This window comes from Bradyrhizobium sp. UFLA05-112 (assembly GCF_053572325.1).
The window spans coordinates 51,753-68,966 of record NZ_JBANBK010000044.1 but is presented as its reverse complement, the minus strand read 5'-3'; the positions used below and the strand labels follow the sequence as shown (position 1 = coordinate 68,966).

Below are 17,214 nucleotides of genomic sequence, written 5' to 3'. Positions count from 1 at the left end.
GTAGGTCCAGATATGCCCTTTGACCGTCTGCCCCTTGGCCAGGATCGGCACCGTGGTGTCATCGCCGTGCAGCCGCTCGGCGGCCAGGATGTGGCGTTCGATCAGCCGATAAAGCGGCTGCAGGGCCGCCGCACAGGTGCCGACCTGGTCGGCCAGTGTCGACAGGCTCAGATTGATGCCCTCCCGGGCGTAGCGCTCGCTCTGCCGGTTCAAGGGCTGATGCTGGCCGAACTTTTCGAACAGGATCATGGCCAGAAGGTTGGGCCCGGCGAAGCCGCGCGGGGTCACATGGAAGGGCGCCGGCGGCTGGGTGATCGTCTCGCAGTCCCGGCACGAGAACTTCTCGCGCACCGTCTGGATCACCTTCCACTGCCGGGGAACGACCTCCAGCGTCTCGGTGATGTCCTCGCCCAGCTTTGACAGCTTGTTCGAGCCGCAGCAGGGACAGCTCTCCGGTGCGGCGACCACGACCCGCTCGCGCGGCAAATGGTCGGGGAACGGTTTGCGCGACGGCCGCGTGCGCTGGAAGGATTTGACGGACTGTGTCTTGGCCGCGGCCTGCTCGGCCGCCAGTTCGTCCTCGGTTGCGGTTGCTTCCAGCTCTTCGAGCTGAAGCTCCATCTGCTCCAGGAGCCGTGCCTTGCGCTCCGAGCGGCTGCCGTAAATCTGGCGGCGCAGCTTCTCGATCTCGAGCTTGAGGTAACTGATCAGGGCCTCGGCCGCCTTCGCGTCGGCAGCTTCCGCTTTGGCGCTCGCCGCGACGGCTTCCGCTTGAAGGCGCGCGGCGCGCTCCGCGAGGATCATCGCATGCGCGGCGGCAAGATCGGTGGGGAGCGATTCAGATGCGGTCACGGCGATGATGGAATCACATCCATCACGATCCGGGAAGCGCAAAGCCTCATCCGACCGATGTCGGCCGCCACGTCTCTTGTGGGTGCCTCCAATCGATTCCGGACAGAAGATAACCGAGTTGCGCCGACGAGATCGTCACCACACTCTCGGCCGGGCTCGGCCAGATGAAGCGGCCCCGCTCCAGGCGTTTTGTGAACAGGCAGGCGCCCTGGCCGTCATGCCAGATCACCTTCAGCAGATTGCCCCGACGCCCGCGGAAGCAAAACAGGTGGCCGCCCAGCGGGTCGCGGTGCAGGATCTCCTGAACCTGCAATGCCAGCGACGGAAAGCCCTTCCGCATGTCGGTATAGCCGGTCGCGAGCCATACCCGCACGCCGGCCGGCAACGGGATCATCGCCGCCCGCTCGATAACGCAGCGACAGCCGTTGTCAGCGTCACCGCGTCAATCGTGCCGGTGATCCGCATCCGTACTCCGGTCACAAACTCAATCTCGATCGCGCCCGCAGCGGCCAGTTCAGTCGGCATTGGCGCTGTTGGCTCTGCTTCCGGAACCACCAATGCCGGAATGAAGCCAGTTGGCTGCTCGGCGCCACCCTCCTGCCTGGCTCGAAACAAGCGTCGCCATTGCAGCAGTTGCGAGCGTGAGATGCCGTGCCGCCGGGCTGTCGCAGAGACTTGGCGTACCCCTTGCAAACTCTCAACGACAATCTTGAGCTTCTCGTCTTCGGACCAGCGCCGCCGCCGCCCGGTCTCGACCACCCCAAGCCGTTCAATCTGAGCACTGTGAGTATGCCTGTCCATAAGGACAGTTCTCAACACAACGGTCCACCTGACAAGGCGGCCCCCAGCGGAGGATTACTAGGTTACTGCTTGCATACAAGTTGAATGATGGTGTCGATATTGAATTGCAGGCGCTCATCCAGCGCATCCGGATTCATCAGGTCGCGATCATAAATTATCGAGCCGGTGGATCGGTTGGTCGGGTAATAGTAGCCAACCGCCGCAATCGTAATATTCAATTGCACGGGATCAATCCCTGCTCGAAACTCCCCGCTTTTTTCGCCTGTTTAAAGTATGCTGGCGAGCATGGTGATGAATTTGCGGCTTGCCACCTTGATCAGCGCCGACTTTTTCAAGTGCCTGGCCCGGTGAAGATCTCGCTGTTCACCAGCGTCAAGAATTCAGGAGTTTTCAAATGGTATTGCCACGTGAACCGGACCAGGCGCTCATCGGGAGCAAGGACAATCTGTTCCAGGCCGTTATCGAAAACGCCTATCTCGATATACGCAACAACGAACAGCAGCTCCATCTCGACGACTTCGAACCGAAGGAAGCTCTTAAGCCGGCGCAACTTCCTGCTCGCGTCAGCGGCGGGCATCGGCGCGGTTGCTATGCCAGCCGCTTTCAGCGGCGGTAGTGCGTGGGCGGCTCTCTCCGACCTCGCGATTACATGCGCCTACCGCGATCGCGCCTCGGCTTATTGGAATTCGATCGTTTCCGGCGGTCGGACTTTCGTGGAATCCATTGGCAAGCTGAAAGATGGTCTGGTCTCGCTGATCAACGAAGGGTCGTCCGAAAAGTCGCTTGCCGATATCAAGGCTCTCTCTGCCAAGACCGGCGGCAATTGCGCTATCGCCTGCGATGCCAACGACAGCCCTCTACGACGAGGTGCCTTCACTCGGAGTACGTCCGAACTGCACCACGTCCTCATCCCGCACGACGTTTCTCGAAAGTCGACCCAATGCTTTTGATCGTAAAGGCTTAACGGCGAGGGAGCAAAGTTCGGAACTGAAGTTCCTGAATCACGCTGTCGATATGCGCTTTCGTGTAAGGCCCGATGCCCACGGCAACTGGACGGGATCGGGTGACCTTTTGTTCGGGCACTTCCACGGTCTCTTCGATCGTTTCGCCCGCACGCGTCTTCTGCTTGATCGTCTTTTTATGCGCCGGGATCACGACGGTATAGAACTCTTTTCGGAAATCCTCATCCGAAAGCTCTACCAAGGCGAGATCGATCGAGTCAGTGGACTTGGACTCGCCGGACAGCGGCGACTTCGCAGTCACACTTGTAAGGACGAAGGTCGGCGCGATGCCACCACTCAGCGTCAAGGCAAAGTCGAGAGAGTAGCCGATTGCCTTATCTTTCGAGTCGAAAACCGTCGGCTTGAATCTATCCTCTGGACGGTTGACTGCTTCCGATCGGGCATCCGCCTCTCGCTGGTCGTCGAAGACGCGGACGATCCACTCTGAGAGACCAAGCGAGCCCTGCAGCGGACTTAGACCCGGTGCGGGGCATGGATGATGTGAAGCTTCGAGAAATGAAACATAGATCTTCAGAAGGGCCGTACGTTTAGAATTGTGTACGACACCGACATTCAGATCGAGCGGCGTCACGCTCCCGAAAGGCCCGGCCAATGACGCCGAAGGCGCGAGAGTGCCCGTCGAATCTATGGCGAGCGTAAGAGTGAGGCCTGCAGCCCACTTCGACAGGTCCGGATATCCCTGCTTACCATGCAATGCAAGAAAGGCCTGTCCTATCTCGCATTTGACGCGCTCTTCCACCGCGACGATGGAAACGCCATCAAGCTGCTCCGTCGGCATGGTCGCGCAACCAGCCACGACCAAGCTACCAAACGCAGCAAGAATACGCCTGCCCACCATTTCATACGCCCCTATCCACGAGCGTTTCACAAACCGAACCGGCGATCAAGTAGCATCGTCCTTACTTGGCAACCTAGTTTTGGATTCCGAGAAAGTGAATTAGATTTGGCGGTCTCAAGACCAAGGGAAGCCAAAGACGTTTGGATCAGATGCCATGTTCAACTACCGTTTCTGTTTATCGGGGGTTATCGTTCTCGCAGCATTTGCGGGGAAGGCGCCAGCCAAGGCCGATTCGGCGACTAGCGAAGTGCGATGCGAGATATCGAGCGCCATACCCAAGAGCTCTATGCTTTCGTTCGTCGCAAAGTCAGCGCGAGTCGATCTGCCGCAAGAGGTGCAGGTGCGAGGTCCGGGCCCGTTATTTGTTGCGATGCATAGGACACTTTCGAAGTTCGAAGGCCAAGTGCGCATAGAAATCGACAGAAAGACGGACGATGCCAGTGAATTTCAAGACCGATGCACCACAGAATGGCTCAGCACCGCCAAGCCGGTCACTGTTCGCACCCCCTCGACGGCAGGTGACGTCTCGGTCTGGAGGCTAAGGGTCTTCGACAGCGCTGGCGGAGGTCCTACCGGCGAGTTTCCTTACGTTATCGACGTTATGATGCACGCTCCGGCTACGCCCGGAGGTCCAAGATTGACGGCCGTCTCGCCGCTGCCGTCCGACAAGCCATTTTCGGGGGACGGCAGCGAGCCCTCCCGTCCTTGCGGGGAAAGCGCGACCTCGATTCGTGAGGGCGGTACTCTCGAGCCGGCGAGAACGACCAGCAATGAAAATATCAAGTCCGATACCCCGTGGCTTTGGTTCGCAACTGCTGGCCGATACTTGTATATCAAGTTGAAGGCGGACCGTCCTGTCAGGGCGCGCGTTCGTCTATACGCAAAAGAGCCGAGTGGTCTGGCGTTCCGCGGAATTTGCGAATCGATCGTCGAGTTGTCGCCGACTGAGGGACACGGGTATCTGACCGGCCAAGCCGATTGGGACCGGATCATACACCCTCTTTGGCGAGTTGAGATTGAGCCGATCGGCGAGGCTGGCACACCAACGTTCAGTTCTATCTATGCAACGGCGTTCCGCGAGGTGGGCTCGGAGCCGCTCCCCGCGCATGCTGCAGGTGACTCCGGATCGCTCGCCTGGAAGATTGCCAGCGACTGCTATCAATGCCGCGCTTGGACCCCCGGGGCTGCTCGTTCACCAATACAGCAGAGCCCGCCGCCTTTGATTGCGTTTGCGATCTCGACAGGATTGGGGATCGACCTACCGGAAAACACAAGTCAGGAAGGCTCTGTTTTTCTTCTTCGATCCCTGCGAACGGCAATCGGGATTTGGCTCGCGAACTGTCGCGGCTGCAATTACGACGCGATATCCGTCCTACGGATAGGAACTCAATATTGGTTGAGATCGGACATCGCGAATCCGATATTCGCACCCGGTCAACCAGGCGGCCTTCAAGGGAATCGTCTTCTCGAACGTGCGGCAACCGGCGCTGGCGGCGTCGAACTTTTCGGTGAGGCGCCTATAACGGAAGAAAAGCGACGCTTGGTCTGCGCAATGAATTTGGGATCCGAACCAACGGAATTATACCGGATCAAAGCCGCTCTGAGGTGCTTCAATTCAACAGCAACCGACAGCCGCATCATCACGAACATAACGCTGTTGATGCCGACGGATCGGCCAACTGCATGCGGGAGGGGAGCAAACATCATCGCGTGTGAAGAAGATGCGACTCTCGTCGAGCTGAATGGCCGAGATTACAGATTCTGCATGGGTACCGACGCCGTCACGTGCGTAGGCTCTGGGGCCCGCACATTGGATCTTATGCAAATAATGCTTCATGAAGTCGGGCATTGGATTGGTCTCGGCCATTCGGACTCGGCGGGCTCGATCATGGCGAGCACGTTGCAGATCTCTCGCTGTATCACGAACGCGGATGTCGAGAGTTTGCAAGGGCTCGTAACGCATGCGCCGGAGGGTCGGTCGACGGCGGGAAGACCTCAGGCGTTTCGATTGTCGGAATTGGACGATTGAACCGGTCTCTTGCGCGACCGCTCCGCTAAATCATCGCGTGTTCCTCGATCTCATCGTTGTAGTGCGCTCTTTAAAGACCGCCAATCGTTCGTATCCGTCTCGACGGATAACCGGTCGATGGCTTCCTTTGCGAGAAAATTGATGGAATTTGCTGAAGTGTCGACGCCAGACAGGTAGAGAATTCGCAGAAACCGGGCTACGAATGCGGGGTGAGTGCCCGACAAGGGAATTCTTATCGGTGCGTCGGTCGTGTAGTCGAAGTCCAGCCCTACGCCTCCCAATGGGATCTTGGGGCAAAGCTTCGGAAACGTGTCCGGACACATCGATTTGCGTAGAAGCGCGTTCGTGATGTCCAGAACCGTTTGATATGCCGGAATCGAGGCTTGCTCGAGATTTCCTACGAAGCTGATCGCTGCGGCATCCGCAGCAAGTTCGCTTCTCTGTTTCTCGACGTCGAACACGCGCTCGCCGCTCGTCCCCTCGCCGAAGTCGCTCATTCCGTGCTTCAGGGCGACGTGCCCCAACTCGTGAGCTAAGATCCAAAGGAAGATATACTTCCTGTAGATGGCGCGTTGTTGCGTGCCTTTCCCGAAGATCTCCATCAGCCGGAAGTCATCGATCAAGTCATCAACGAGCTTCAGATCGCAATCAATGACGCTGTCGAACGGAGTAGCGACGCAGTTGTCCCGATATATGGCACCATCGCCGCTTCGCGAGTTCGCCAAGTTCACGAAGATCGGACCATGAATATTCTGCTTAGGGCTGAGCGTGAGGATGAAGTGCGAAGCCTGCGGGTGCCCCCATCGATCGGCCACGGTTTGCGCGAACGACTCTAGGGCGCCCCTAAACTCGATCGGATTCCGCTGCTCTGCGAGACATTGCGCAATCGTCGACAGCAGAAGGATGAGCACCGAACAGGCGACATTAGACCTTACCTGCCTTGCAACACTCGCCCAAATCACTGAAGATTTCGCTCGAGAAAATCGGCCCAACGTTCCTTCGACACGAAATCGACGACGTGAGAAGTGTTCTTCTTCAGATAGCCTTCATGGTAAGGGTCGGACCGGAAGTCCTGCGCGGACGCCGGAAAATATATCGCAACGCCGTTCGAACCCGTATCCTTCTTGCTGCGAGCAGAAGCGTAGTTATAGAGAACGATCTCAGACGCCTTTGCGGCCGCCGTTTCGGCGGCCTTTTTGGCATCCGCGTCCTTCGTTATGGCCGCATACCCATGGGCGAAGCCGATCAAGTCGACGGATGTCTTCATGCCCGCGCTAGATCCATACGTCTTCATTGCGGACCGCGCTTGAACGATGTTGGACTTTTCCCCATCGTGCTTAGCGATGAGGACATCGGCAAACTTGGAAACGGCGGACGCAGTCTCGAGCGCCTTGGGCGTATCAAGAATAGACAAAGTCGTCGAATGAGAATTGCCGTAACGAGCACGATAGCCATCTACGATGGCACGGGAGAGCTCAAGTGCAGTCATCGACGGTTTGGCGAGCAGCCTTTTCAGGAAATAGTCGTAGTCCCAACCTGCGCCCGGCTCCAACTCTTCGCTACCGACGAGCATGGAAGATGAACTTCTGAACGCATACGCCGTCTCCAGCATCGACATCAGACAGGCATCGAAGCCGATCACATCAATTGGCTTCTTGAGCCGGGACGAAAGAGTCTCCGTGACCGATTGGATGTCGCTGTTGTAGAGGAAGTTGCCTGTGTCTTGATCGAAGGAAACCGCGCGGAATCCGCCGAGCGGCGGCGTGTTTTCCGCCGCTCTCTGCAGATCGGCTGCGTTGACCGTCTGGACACTCGGATTTCTGGATGCCGAAGTTGCCCGCACATTAGTATCGCTCGCCAACTGAAACCGCCAGCCTTGCCCATGATTCCAGATGACGAGCATGTAGCGCTTGGCCGGATAAGTATCCACGGCCCAATCGACGAAGTCCTGAAGGGCGGCGGGGGACCCTAGATCGGAAAGTTCGGGCTTACCCCGGAGATCCACAACCGCTTGCGCGGGCACCGGCTCCTGGTTCTTCTTCACGCGAAATCGGAGGACGCCTGACCACTTCTCTGCGGCCTCAGTGAAGTGAACAACCGGCCTTCCCATCTCGACCAGCACGTTGACGTCGCTCGTGCTTCCCCGGCTCGCGATCTCGTTGAAATTCTCGATGGCATCGGGCTCAAGGTTGTTTTTTGCGTTCATGAAAACCATGACCGTCCACTCTGCGGAATTGGCCGCTGCTCTCGTGGCGAGAAGTCCGGTCGTGCTCAATATCGATACGATCAGGAAAATCGTGCTGCGGATCATCGCTGGGCTCTTGAATGGCAGAAGCGGCAAAGCTCCATTCAAGACCAACTTTACGTTGTAAGCAAGAGTCCCCGCACGAGCGGCATAAGACAGGCGTGCAGGATCTCGCGGGCCGCCCACTGCCCGCGGGTCGCAAACGCGGCAAGGTGATGCATTGCGGGATTCGTGGTGCCGGAACAGGAATGACTTCCGGCTTCGGAGTCGCAGTCCTCCAATTGTCCGTCTTTCCAACGAGCACATTTGCCGATGGCTGGCTCTTCGCGGTGCGGCCGAAGGCTGAATCTCCCGACATATAGATGATGCTGTGTCGGCTCAGGCCGCAAATACGAGAACCATGACCGAGCCCCAGGTTGTGAGCAGGATGTTCGCGATAGGATAGGCCGGTGTATAGCCGAGCACTGGCACCGGGCTTCCCGATCGCTCCTGGAGGGCGGCCATTGCCGCGGTTACCGTTTGCGCCCCGGTCAGACCGCCGAGCAGAAGAATTGGGTTCATGCGCAAGACGAAATGACCGAAGCAGAATCCGACGATCTGCGGCAGCAGGGTCACTGCCATGCCGCCGAGCAGCAGGCCGATGCCCGATTCTCGCAGGGCGGAAAGGAAGATCGGCCCGGCATGGATGCCGGTGAGCCCGACAAACGCGGCCAGTCCGAGTGATGTCATCAGGCTGACGGCGCCGTCCGGAATCCGGCCGAAGCGCGGATTGAGCGTGCGGAGGTATCCGACCAGAAGCCCGGCAAGCAGCGTGCCGACGCTCGTGCTCAGCGCGATCTTGATGCCGCCGACAGGAAAACTCACGAGAACGCCAACGACGCCGCCGAAGAAGATGGCGAGCCCCAGCACGACGAAATCGATGCTGGTGCTGGGGGCAACGATGACACCGATATTCTTCGCCGCGTTCTCCACGACCGGTTCGGGGCCGACGACGCGCAGCAGGTCGCCACGCTGCAGGACGACGCCGGGAGCAATCGGAAGCTCCTGGCCGCCCCGGCTCAACGAGCGCAAATAGAGGCCGCGTGTCCAGTCCCGCTGTGAGGCCTCCTGCAGGTTCATGCCGGCGAGCTTGGCATCGATCAGGAAAACGTCAGCGGAGATCGAGGGAATGTCGAGCAGCCCTCTGTCCTCGACCTCCTCGGCGCGGGCGCCGATCAGCTCCACGATGATCTGACGCGGCGCCGATATCGTGATGATGTCGCCTGGCGCGAGGATGGCGCCGGGCTCCGCCTGGAGAATACGTTCTCCACGGCGGATCCGATGGATGAACAGGCGGTGCTCGGGCAGGCGGGCTTCGGCGGCCGCGACGGTCGATCCGGCGAGGGGAGAGCTCTCGTCCAGCCGATAGGCCCGCAGCTCGAATTTTCGCCACGCGGATGCCAGACCCGGCTTGGTGCGAGTCATTCCCAGCGACTGCTCGAGCTTGAGCGCCTCTTCCCGCAGGTCGATCTTCAGGAGCGCAGGCGCTATCACCGTGCAGAACGTGATCACGCCCGCATAGCCGAAGATGTAGCAGACCGCGTCAGCGACTGCGATGTGCGAAACATACAAGGCACGCTGCGCCTCGGGCGCCGAGAGGCCGTTGACCGCGTCGGTCGCCGTTCCCATCGCCGCACTTTGACTCAGCGCCCCAGACATCAGCCCCGCCGCAAAGCCGGGGTCGAGCCCGAGTATCCGCCCCACGGCGATTGCGGACGCAAGGCCGGTGAGGCACACGACGACGGCGAGCAGCATCGGCTTCAGCCCGTCGCGCTTCATCGCCTGCACGAATTGCGGACCGACGGAATAGCCGACTCCGAACAGAAACAGCAGAAACAGGAACGATTTGGTCATGCTGGAAACGGGCACATGCGCGAAGTCGCCGACCGCCAGGCCGGCGAACAATGCGCCCGTGACCGGGCCGAGACTGAAGGCGCCGATCTTGAAGCTTCCGATCCAGTAGCCCGCGGCGATAACCAGGAACAGCGCGAGTTCCGGATAACGGACGAGAAACTGCTCCAGCCAGGTCAGCATCTCGGGCAGCCGATTTCTATGTCATGAGCATGACGAGCACCATGCCCCAGATCGTCAGCAGCGTGTTTCCAACCGCGTAGGTGACGGTATAGCCAAGACCCGGAATCTGGCTCCTGGCGCGATCGTTGATCATGCCGAGCGAGGCAGTCGTGGTCCGTGCGCCGGAACAGCATCCGAGCACGATGGCGTCATGGAATTTGAACAGGTACTTGCCGACATACATTGCGAGGATCAACGGTACGGTCGTCACCACGACGCCCCAGAGAAACAGGCCGATGCCAAGCGCCTTCAGGCCGGCAACGAATCCCGGCCCCGACGAAATGCCGACTATGGCAATGAAAACGTTCAGGCCAACGGAGTTCATGAACCAGACGGTAGGCGAGGGAATCCGGCCAAAGGTCGGCCGCACGGAACGCAGCCAGCCGAAGAACAGGCCTGAGATCAGCGCTCCTCCCGAGGTGGACAATGTGAGGGGCACGCTGCCAATCTTGTAGACGATCGCGCCGACCAGCGCGCCGATGGCAATGGCGGCACCGATGAAGGCAACGTCGGCAACGTCGGTTGCGCGATCCGGCCGGCCAAGCATCTTTGTCGCGGCCGCGACATCGGGCGTGCGTCCAACGATGGTGACGATGTCGCCCCGGTTCAGCTTGGTGTTGGGAAGAATGGGAATCTCGACCGCGATCGCACCCCTCGTGATCTTGCGCAGGAATACGCCGCGCGATGCCGGGCTCTTCGCCAGCTCCTCCAGGGTCTTGCCGTCGACGTCCTTGCTGGTCACGTAGACATCGACACCTTCGATCGGCATGGCAAGCAGCTCGCGATCGTCGACCTCCTCCGCCTGTTCGCCGATCAGCTGGACGAGCACGTCGCGCCGGCCTGCCACGGCCACGACATCGCCTGCATGAATCACGGCATCGGCGATGGCATCGATGATCTTCCCGCTCTGTCGCAGCCGCAGAATGAATACCCGTTGATCGGGGACCAGCGCCTCGGCCTCCTGCACCGTCTTCCCGACCGCCGGGCCGCGCTCGCGAACGCGGAATGCGCGGACCTCGAACTGGTGCCAGGCGGTGCCGGGACCGCCCAACTGCTTCTTGCCGCCGTGCTCCTCCTCATATTTCTTGCACGCCGCTTCCAGATCGATGCCGAGCAGGGCCGGCCCAAGCAGCGCGAGGACGATCGCGGATCCGACGGTGCCGAAGATGTAGGTCACCGCATAGGCGACGGGCATGCCGTCGAGGATCTTCTTGGTTTCTTCCGGCGACAGCCCGAGCCGGTTGATGGCATCGGTCGCCAGACCCATTGACGCCGAAATCGTCTGCGAACCGGCATAGAGTCCGGCGGCCGAGCCGACATCGTAACCGGCAATCTTCGCCCCGAGATACGCGGCGAGCAGGCAGAACACGCACACGACGGCAGCGAAGATCGCTTGGGGAACACCGTCCTGCGCGATGCCGCGCACGAATTGCGGCCCGACGCCGTAGCCGATGGCAAACAGGAACATCAGGAAGAAAAACGGCTTGAGCGGGCCTGTAATCGTGATCCCGATCTGGCCGATGATGACAGCGGCAATCAGCGTCGCGGTGACAGCTCCAAGTCCCAGACCCTTGTAGGTGAAGGAGCCAAAATAGTAGCCCAGCGCCAGGGACAGGAAGATCGCGATTTCCGGATAGGTCTTGAGCGTCTGAAAGAACCAGTCGATCATGATGTCACCCCGTTCATGCCGTCGGCGTGCGCCCGCTTCGCTCCCGCTCCGCTTCGAGAATCGAAGACCCGACGACGAGAGCTGAAGCAATATCGACCAACATGAGGCGACGGTCCGGACAGGACATGTTGATTTATGTCAAGCGCAACGGCCGAGCTGCGGGGCATCCGAGGCATCACCGACGACATCGTCTTGGTGCGTTGCGGCATGGCGGAGATTCGGAGCGTCATTGCCGCCTATGCCTTGAGGTAGATCAAGAGACGCCAGCGGGCGCCGATCATCCTCGGCGCGATCTTCGCGGGCGCCAGAGCCTGGTCCACCTCGTGCTCGTTCCAACAGATCGCACAGTCCGGGAGTGTCACATGGCCGACATCTTGACCCTGAAAAAATTCGAGGCGCTGAGCCCGTTCGAGATCAAGGACGAGCTGATCAATCTCGCCAAGGCGACGTCGAAACGGACGCAATCCGCGTTCCTGAACGCCGGCCGCGGCAACCCGAACTGGGTGGCCACCACGCCGCGCGAAGGTTTCTTCCTGCTGGGACAGTTCGCGATCACCGAAAGCAAGCGGGTCATGGAGCACCCGGCGGGGATTGGCGGCATGCCCCAGGCGAAGGGCATTGCCGCGCGGTTTGAGGCTTGGCTCGCCAAGCACTCCGAGATGCCGGGTGCGAGCTTCCTTTCGGAGATGCTGCCCTTTGCGGTCAAGAAATTCGGCTTCGACGCGGATGCCTTCGTCCACGAACTCGTCGATTCCATCATCGGGGACAATTATCCGGTGCCGGACCGCATGCTGGTGCACAACGAAAAGGTCGTGCACGAATATCTGATGTGGGCCGTTTGCGGTGATCCGCGGCCGGCCGGCAAGTTCGACATCTATGCGGTCGAGGGCGGCACGGCGGCGATGTGCTACCTCTTCAAGTCGCTGAAGGCCAACCGCCTATTGCTTCCCGGCGACACCATCGCGCTGGGAACGCCGATCTTCACACCCTACATCGAGATGACGCATCTGGAAGATTACGACCTCAAGGTCGTCCAGATCAGGGCACCGCAGGAGAACAAATTCCAGTTTACCGACGAGGAAATCAAGAAGCTGGAGGATCCGAAGATCAAGGCGTTCTTCATCGTCAATCCCGCCAATCCCTCCGGGATGGGCGTGAGCCCGGAGACGATCGCCAAGCTGGGCAAGCTGGTCAAGACCAAGCGCCCCGACCTCATGCTGCTCACCGACGACGTCTACGGTACCTTCGTCCACGGCTTCCGCTCGCTGCTGGGTGAGCTCCCGCACAACACCATCGGCGTCTATTCCTATTCCAAATATTTCGGCTGCACGGGATGGCGGCTCGGTGCCATCGCCATTCATGAAGACAACATCTTCGACAAGATGATCGCGAAGCTGCCCGACGACGCTGTGAAGGCGCTCGACAAGCGTTACGGACCGCTGACGCTGGAGCCGCGCAAGCTGAAGTTCATCGATCGGATCGTTGCCGACAGTCGCGACGTCGCGCTCAATCACACCGCGGGCCTGTCGCTGCCGCAGCAGGTGATGATGAGCCTTTTCTCGCTCGCGGAGATGATGGATGCGAAGAAGGCCTATCAGGCCGCCTGCATGGAAATCGTCAACAAGCGGCTGTGGGCACTGCTCGATGGCCTGGGACTTGCCGACAAGCTGTCGCCCAATCCCAACTACGACGCCTATTACGCCCTGATCGATTTCGAGTTCTGGGCCCGGAAGAACATCGGGGACGAAGCCGTCGACTATCTGAAGAAGCACATTCATCCGCTCGATCTTGCATTCCGCTTGGCGGAAGCCCACGGGATCGTGCTGCTGAATGGTGGCGGCTTCGATGCCCCCGAATGGTCGCTGCGTGTCTCCCTGGCGAACCTGCCGGACGATGTCTACGACGATATCGGACGGGGCGTTCGAACGATTGCCAGAGGATACCGGGACACGTACGAGGCGGCTAAGCGAGGCTAAAGGAGCGCGGCTACGGCAACGCCCGGACTGGGCGTTGCCCAAGCGATACTTTTGGATCGAGGATCTCCGACCACAGCGATCATAGGAGGGCAATCATGCCAATCCAGCTCGTGATGGACCGCAGCGGCGATAGCCGTTATTCCTTCAACTCCGACGACGCAGAGGAGCTGGCCCGAGCGGAACGGCGGTTCTACGAACTGACCGGGGTTGGCTTCACCGCAGCGGTCAGGACCAGTCATGGTCAGGTATCGAAAATCCGATCGTTCGACCCCACGGCGGAAGAAACACTCTTTTTTCCCAGACTGATCGGCGGGTAGTCGCCTTCCTGTCATGTTTCGATTTCGACCATTGCCGTTGGGTACCCGCTCCCGCATGAGAGCGACGAGAGCCCTTTTCCTAAGGCGCGGCGCGGAGGCCACGCCTGAGGGGCGGTCGCTGCGGATGCTGCGAGATTGGCTGTCGCAGGCGCAGCGCGAGCAGTTCGCAAGCAACGGCTACTTCGATGTGGTCGGAGGCAACACCGGAAATCATTACAGGATCTTTACCGGCACCTCGGTCAACGTATGCGAGATTGACAAAAGAGGCCGCCTCCGCGATGGGCTGTGTTTCACGACGATTGGTGATCTGCCAATCGGCGACGTGATGCTCGCCCAGAAGATCGCACTGGAAACATGCGAAGACGAGGTGCGCGCCCTGGCCAGGTGGTTCACTCCCCAAAGCCATCATTTTCGGCAAACCCAACTTCTCGGCTGACGGGAGAGATCGTCGTTGTCTCCCGCCGGTGTCGACGTCCATTGATGTCATCTCAGATCGCGCGTGGTGTCGTCACAGGGCAGCAGCACCAACAATATGGCTGCCGACGCGGCAGTGCTTTGGAGTCATCCACACCAGCCGCAAGGCCGCGTCGCGGAGCGCTACGCCGGCTTGTACGCCGAAAGGCGATATCTTCACACCGTTGTGTCTATTCGTCGTCCTCGTCGGTCTCGCGACTGTGCTCGATCACATCGCGCATCCCGCGCATGACGACATATGACACGAAGGACATCCTCTTCTTCTGATCCTCGCTCAGCGTCTTGTAGAGCGGCTCCCAAGCATCGGCGAGCTTCTTGAGGTCGCCACCGCGCTGAATGAGCCGGTCCGCTCTGCGCTGCATAAGCTCGACTGGATTACTCTGGTGGAGGGCGTCCGTTTCACCATCGTGTAATTCGGCTATCCGTTCCAAGCGCGCCTGCCGGTTCTTCGCCCTGGCGCGGATGGCCTCCTCGACGGCCGGCCAGTATTTTTCCTGATCGGGTGTCAGCTGCAAGGCGGCCTTGACTATGCCGACACGCATATCCGTCAGGCTTTTCAGGTCGGCTGCGCCGGGCTGTCCCACTCCGACGGTGGATGATGTCTCTGCTGCGTACGTGAGAGACGAGGTCGTCGTCAAAAGCGCAATCGCTGCGACGGCTGCTTTCATCATTGCAAACTCCTGAGGCTCGTATCGTATGCCCCCGAACAGAACGAGCCTGCCGATTAGCGGCGAGTTGATCTAAGTCAAAGGGCCCGGACTGAGAAATACGGACGTGCTTCTGACTGTTCTCAAACTCCCGTGCGTCTCCCGAATGTAGACAAGGCCAACGAAAGTCGATGGCTATTCGTGCTCGACAATTGTCGATCTACACTCTGCGGTCCCACGATTTTCGACGTTACTTCGGAAGGCATTCTACCTTGTAGGCAACGATGATCTGCGCTGGGTCGGCCTTACCCAGGCTCCTCAAGTCCTCTAATCCACTTCTCAGTGTGGCTCCCGCCTCCTTCAAGCTGCCTTCAAGCGCCGTCTTGGCCGCGTTGCATCGCTCTTCGTTCGAGAACTCCTGAAACACCACATTCGGGTAGAGCCGCCATTCCGCCCTGTCGTTTGTGGCGGCAGGATTGACCGAGTAGGAGAAGACGTACATCAGGACCCACATCCGTATGCTCCACTTGTGATGCGATGTGGTGTGATGAAGCTTCCGGCCCCACCGGCGAGCCATGACCTAAATCAAGCGTTCGCCTTGGAGGCCGGGGACGTGGCCGTTCAGCGCGGCGGCAGGCCTCCGGAGATGACCCAATCGTCATACGACCGGAACTTGAGACCGAGCCGTTCGTAATGGACCCGCAGATAGCCGTCGCTGCCGCGTGTGACTGCGTCGGGTCGTACAGTCTGCACCTCCTGCGCGATCACCCCGACATAGAGCTTGTCGCTGCCGTTGTAGGCGAAGCGATAGTAACCAAGACCGTTGTCGAGCCGGCCGAGGAGCACGACATCGTGCTTGAGGTTGATGTCCGAGCGGCGTCCACCGCCACGACCGCCGCCGCCTCGAAACCCTCCACCGCCGCCGCCCCGAAAACCGCCACCGCCGCCGCGAAATCCTCCACCACCACGGAAGCCTCCGCCGCCCCGGAATGCTGCGGCTCGATGTCCTCCGCCTGCGAACCGCGCTCCGCCCCCGCGACCCGCCGCAGGCCTGAAATGCGCAGCTCTGGAAGCTCCGCGGTGCGCCGCGCGACCACCTGACCTTGCAGACCTTGCGTTCCTGGCCGCCGCCGAGCGGTCACGCACTTGGCGATTGCCGGCCGTTCGACCAGCGCCTGCCTGCCTGTTTGTCGCTCGGCCGCGGTCGGCGCGTTGCGTCCGGTCGCCCGCGTTCGGACGATTGGCGCCGGCCCCTAATCCTTGCCGGTTCCCACCTGGCCGTTGATTGGCATTGCCAAATCGCTGTTGCAGGTTCGCATTGTTGTAGCGTGCACCCTGTCGATGCCTTGCGTCGTGCTGCCAGTGTTCAACGCGAGCACCGCGATTGATGTCGATAGCGCCGCCACCCCAATTGACCCGGCTGCCACCCCACCATCCGCCGCCGCCCCAGTAGCCGCCGCTGGCCCATCGCCCCAGTGCGTAGGCCGCGCCGAAGGCCACGCCGGTCGCGATGATGCCGGCGCCGACGTAGCCGGGATAGCCCCAGTAGTAGGGATAGGCAGGATAATCGGAGTACGGCCAATCGCCGAAAACCACCTGCGGTTCGTAGTAGGGGACGTAGATGCTGTCCGCCGATGCGGGTTCAATGTAGATGAACTGTCGGTTCTGCTCCTGCCTTACCGTCACCTTCTGCTCTTGCGTCGTGACCAGCTTGTTCCTGCCATAGGCCTTTGAACGCAACCGCTGCACAGCGTCCATCACGTCTTGCTGCTGCACCAAAAACGCCTCGCCGAGCTTTTGCGTCCATTCGAGGTGCTCGTGCAACATCTGGAGAACCGAGGGCGTCGCGACCAAAGCCTTGACGCTCGCGTCCCAGTCCTGTTTCTCCGCGGCGATCTTCAGGGCGTCTCCTTTGAGGTTCTTGTTCTGGTTCATCCAGCGATCTGCGCGTACCACCTCAAGCGGATAGGTCGATGCCATCAGCACGTTCGACAACAATGTATCCGGATACAACGCAATCGGCGCGACCAGTGCCTCGAGTTCGGCCGGCTTGAGCGGCTGCTGCTCCGGAACCGGCGAGGGCGTAGGGCTCGGCGTTTGAGTTGTCTGATCGCTTGTCTGGGCTCGTGAAGGAAGGCTGGTACACAGCAATCCGAGCAACGCGCATATCCAGCATATCGTTCTAAGGATCCGCATGTCGCTCGTCCTCCAAGCTTGCGCGGCACCAACCCC

General features: G+C 60.1%; 18 protein-coding genes. 6 read left to right on the top strand and 12 right to left on the bottom strand.

Annotation, left to right across the window (positions count from 1 at the left end):
• From tnpC to SO180_RS24340, 4 genes are all read right to left on the bottom strand, one after another.
• On the bottom strand, positions 1 to 804 hold an 804-nt coding region (tnpC, locus tag SO180_RS24355; protein ID WP_449381374.1), incomplete at its 3' end, for an IS66 family transposase.
• Positions 805 to 898: 94 nt separating this feature from the next.
• Positions 899 to 1,246: an IS66 family insertion sequence element accessory protein TnpB gene (gene tnpB / locus SO180_RS24350; RefSeq protein ID WP_449381373.1), complete on the bottom strand. Its 348-nt coding sequence runs from the start codon at positions 1,244 to 1,246 to the stop codon at positions 899 to 901.
• Positions 1,243 to 1,653: an IS66-like element accessory protein TnpA gene (tnpA, locus tag SO180_RS24345; protein ID WP_449381372.1), complete on the bottom strand. Its 411-nt coding sequence runs from the start codon at positions 1,651 to 1,653 to the stop codon at positions 1,243 to 1,245. The genes tnpB and tnpA overlap by 4 nt, the downstream gene beginning before the upstream one ends.
• Before the next feature lie 62 nt (positions 1,654 to 1,715).
• Positions 1,716 to 1,877: a hypothetical protein gene (locus tag SO180_RS24340; protein WP_449381371.1), complete on the bottom strand. Its 162-nt coding sequence runs from the start codon at positions 1,875 to 1,877 to the stop codon at positions 1,716 to 1,718.
• Between the two features lie 170 nt (positions 1,878 to 2,047).
• Here SO180_RS24340 and SO180_RS24335 point away from each other — a divergent pair, with 170 nt between their 5' ends.
• Together SO180_RS24335 and SO180_RS24330 are read left to right on the top strand one after the other, a co-directional pair.
• On the top strand, positions 2,048 to 2,269 hold the full coding sequence (locus SO180_RS24335) for a hypothetical protein (protein ID WP_449381370.1): 222 nt from the start codon (positions 2,048 to 2,050) through the stop codon (positions 2,267 to 2,269).
• The gene (locus SO180_RS24330; protein WP_449381369.1) at positions 2,244 to 2,603 is read left to right on the top strand and encodes a hypothetical protein; all 360 of its coding nucleotides are present in this window, start codon (positions 2,244 to 2,246) and stop codon (positions 2,601 to 2,603) included. Before SO180_RS24335 ends, SO180_RS24330 begins: the two co-directional genes overlap by 26 nt.
• Before the next feature lie 10 nt (positions 2,604 to 2,613).
• On the opposite strand, the gene SO180_RS24325 is transcribed toward SO180_RS24330, so the two are convergent.
• Positions 2,614 to 3,453 (bottom strand): hypothetical protein, encoded by an 840-nt coding sequence (locus SO180_RS24325; RefSeq protein ID WP_449381368.1) that lies wholly within the window; start codon positions 3,451 to 3,453, stop codon positions 2,614 to 2,616.
• A gap of 214 nt (positions 3,454 to 3,667) precedes the next feature.
• Here SO180_RS24325 and SO180_RS24320 point away from each other — a divergent pair, with 214 nt between their 5' ends.
• Positions 3,668 to 5,542, top strand: a complete 1,875-nt coding sequence (locus SO180_RS24320) for a matrixin family metalloprotease (RefSeq protein ID WP_449381367.1) — start codon at positions 3,668 to 3,670, stop codon at positions 5,540 to 5,542.
• A gap of 50 nt (positions 5,543 to 5,592) precedes the next feature.
• On the opposite strand, the gene SO180_RS24315 is transcribed toward SO180_RS24320, so the two are convergent.
• The 4 genes from SO180_RS24315 to aspT (SO180_RS24300) form a co-directional block, all read right to left on the bottom strand.
• Positions 5,593 to 6,453 (bottom strand): M48 family metalloprotease, encoded by an 861-nt coding sequence (locus SO180_RS24315; RefSeq protein WP_449381366.1) that lies wholly within the window; start codon positions 6,451 to 6,453, stop codon positions 5,593 to 5,595.
• Between the two features lie 47 nt (positions 6,454 to 6,500).
• Positions 6,501 to 7,853, bottom strand: coding sequence for a clostripain-related cysteine peptidase (locus SO180_RS24310; protein WP_449381365.1), 1,353 nt, complete (start codon positions 7,851 to 7,853; stop codon positions 6,501 to 6,503).
• A 312-nt stretch (positions 7,854 to 8,165) separates the two neighbouring features.
• Positions 8,166 to 9,860 (bottom strand): aspartate-alanine antiporter, encoded by a 1,695-nt coding sequence (gene aspT, locus SO180_RS24305; protein ID WP_449381364.1) that lies wholly within the window; start codon positions 9,858 to 9,860, stop codon positions 8,166 to 8,168.
• Between the two features lie 16 nt (positions 9,861 to 9,876).
• Positions 9,877 to 11,568 (bottom strand): aspartate-alanine antiporter, encoded by a 1,692-nt coding sequence (gene aspT, locus SO180_RS24300; protein ID WP_449381363.1) that lies wholly within the window; start codon positions 11,566 to 11,568, stop codon positions 9,877 to 9,879.
• A 362-nt stretch (positions 11,569 to 11,930) separates the two neighbouring features.
• On the opposite strand from aspT (SO180_RS24300), the gene aspD reads away from it, so the two are divergent.
• The 3 genes from aspD to SO180_RS24285 all read left to right on the top strand — a co-directional run bounded on the left by aspD (position 11,931) and on the right by SO180_RS24285 (position 14,297).
• Positions 11,931 to 13,544: an aspartate 4-decarboxylase gene (gene aspD, locus SO180_RS24295; protein WP_449381362.1), complete on the top strand. Its 1,614-nt coding sequence runs from the start codon at positions 11,931 to 11,933 to the stop codon at positions 13,542 to 13,544.
• A 95-nt stretch (positions 13,545 to 13,639) separates the two neighbouring features.
• A complete protein-coding gene (locus SO180_RS24290; RefSeq protein ID WP_449381361.1) occupies positions 13,640 to 13,861 on the top strand; it encodes a hypothetical protein in 222 nt (73 codons plus the stop codon).
• Positions 13,862 to 13,985: 124 nt separating this feature from the next.
• A complete protein-coding gene (locus SO180_RS24285) occupies positions 13,986 to 14,297 on the top strand; it encodes a hypothetical protein (protein WP_449381360.1) in 312 nt (103 codons plus the stop codon).
• 208 nt (positions 14,298 to 14,505) lie between these two features.
• Here the strand turns inward: SO180_RS24285 and SO180_RS24280 are convergent, their stop codons facing one another.
• The 3 genes from SO180_RS24280 to SO180_RS24270 form a co-directional block, all read right to left on the bottom strand.
• Complete coding sequence (locus SO180_RS24280) at positions 14,506 to 15,006, bottom strand: Spy/CpxP family protein refolding chaperone (protein ID WP_449381359.1); 501 nt, start codon at positions 15,004 to 15,006, stop codon at positions 14,506 to 14,508.
• Between the two features lie 226 nt (positions 15,007 to 15,232).
• Complete coding sequence (locus SO180_RS24275) at positions 15,233 to 15,496, bottom strand: hypothetical protein (RefSeq protein ID WP_449381358.1); 264 nt, start codon at positions 15,494 to 15,496, stop codon at positions 15,233 to 15,235.
• A 107-nt stretch (positions 15,497 to 15,603) separates the two neighbouring features.
• Entirely contained in the window at positions 15,604 to 17,178 is a 1,575-nt protein-coding gene (locus SO180_RS24270; protein ID WP_449381357.1) for a DUF3300 domain-containing protein, read from the bottom strand.
• Positions 17,179 to 17,214 lie beyond the last annotated feature (36 nt).

What these genes read in the sequence shown, in the direction of transcription:
- SO180_RS24280 (WP_449381359.1), bottom strand. Translation starts at nt 15,006, where the DNA reads ATGATGAAAGCAGCCGTCGCAGCGATTGCGCTTTTGACGACGACCTCG.
- aspT (WP_449381364.1), bottom strand. Translation starts at nt 9,860, where the DNA reads ATGCTGACCTGGCTGGAGCAGTTTCTCGTCCGTTATCCGGAACTCGCG.
- tnpA (WP_449381372.1), bottom strand. Translation starts at nt 1,653, where the DNA reads ATGGACAGGCATACTCACAGTGCTCAGATTGAACGGCTTGGGGTGGTC.
- SO180_RS24330 (WP_449381369.1), top strand. Translation starts at nt 2,244, where the DNA reads ATGCCAGCCGCTTTCAGCGGCGGTAGTGCGTGGGCGGCTCTCTCCGAC.
- SO180_RS24325 (WP_449381368.1), bottom strand. Translation starts at nt 3,453, where the DNA reads ATGCCGACGGAGCAGCTTGATGGCGTTTCCATCGTCGCGGTGGAAGAG.
- aspT (WP_449381363.1), bottom strand. Translation starts at nt 11,568, where the DNA reads ATGATCGACTGGTTCTTTCAGACGCTCAAGACCTATCCGGAAATCGCG.
- SO180_RS24285 (WP_449381360.1), top strand. Translation starts at nt 13,986, where the DNA reads ATGCTGCGAGATTGGCTGTCGCAGGCGCAGCGCGAGCAGTTCGCAAGC.
- SO180_RS24320 (WP_449381367.1), top strand. Translation starts at nt 3,668, where the DNA reads ATGTTCAACTACCGTTTCTGTTTATCGGGGGTTATCGTTCTCGCAGCA.
- tnpB (WP_449381373.1), bottom strand. Translation starts at nt 1,246, where the DNA reads ATGATCCCGTTGCCGGCCGGCGTGCGGGTATGGCTCGCGACCGGCTAT.
- SO180_RS24270 (WP_449381357.1), bottom strand. Translation starts at nt 17,178, where the DNA reads ATGCGGATCCTTAGAACGATATGCTGGATATGCGCGTTGCTCGGATTG.
- aspD (WP_449381362.1), top strand. Translation starts at nt 11,931, where the DNA reads ATGGCCGACATCTTGACCCTGAAAAAATTCGAGGCGCTGAGCCCGTTC.
- SO180_RS24310 (WP_449381365.1), bottom strand. Translation starts at nt 7,853, where the DNA reads ATGATCCGCAGCACGATTTTCCTGATCGTATCGATATTGAGCACGACC.
- SO180_RS24335 (WP_449381370.1), top strand. Translation starts at nt 2,048, where the DNA reads ATGGTATTGCCACGTGAACCGGACCAGGCGCTCATCGGGAGCAAGGAC.
- SO180_RS24290 (WP_449381361.1), top strand. Translation starts at nt 13,640, where the DNA reads ATGCCAATCCAGCTCGTGATGGACCGCAGCGGCGATAGCCGTTATTCC.
- SO180_RS24275 (WP_449381358.1), bottom strand. Translation starts at nt 15,496, where the DNA reads ATGTGGGTCCTGATGTACGTCTTCTCCTACTCGGTCAATCCTGCCGCC.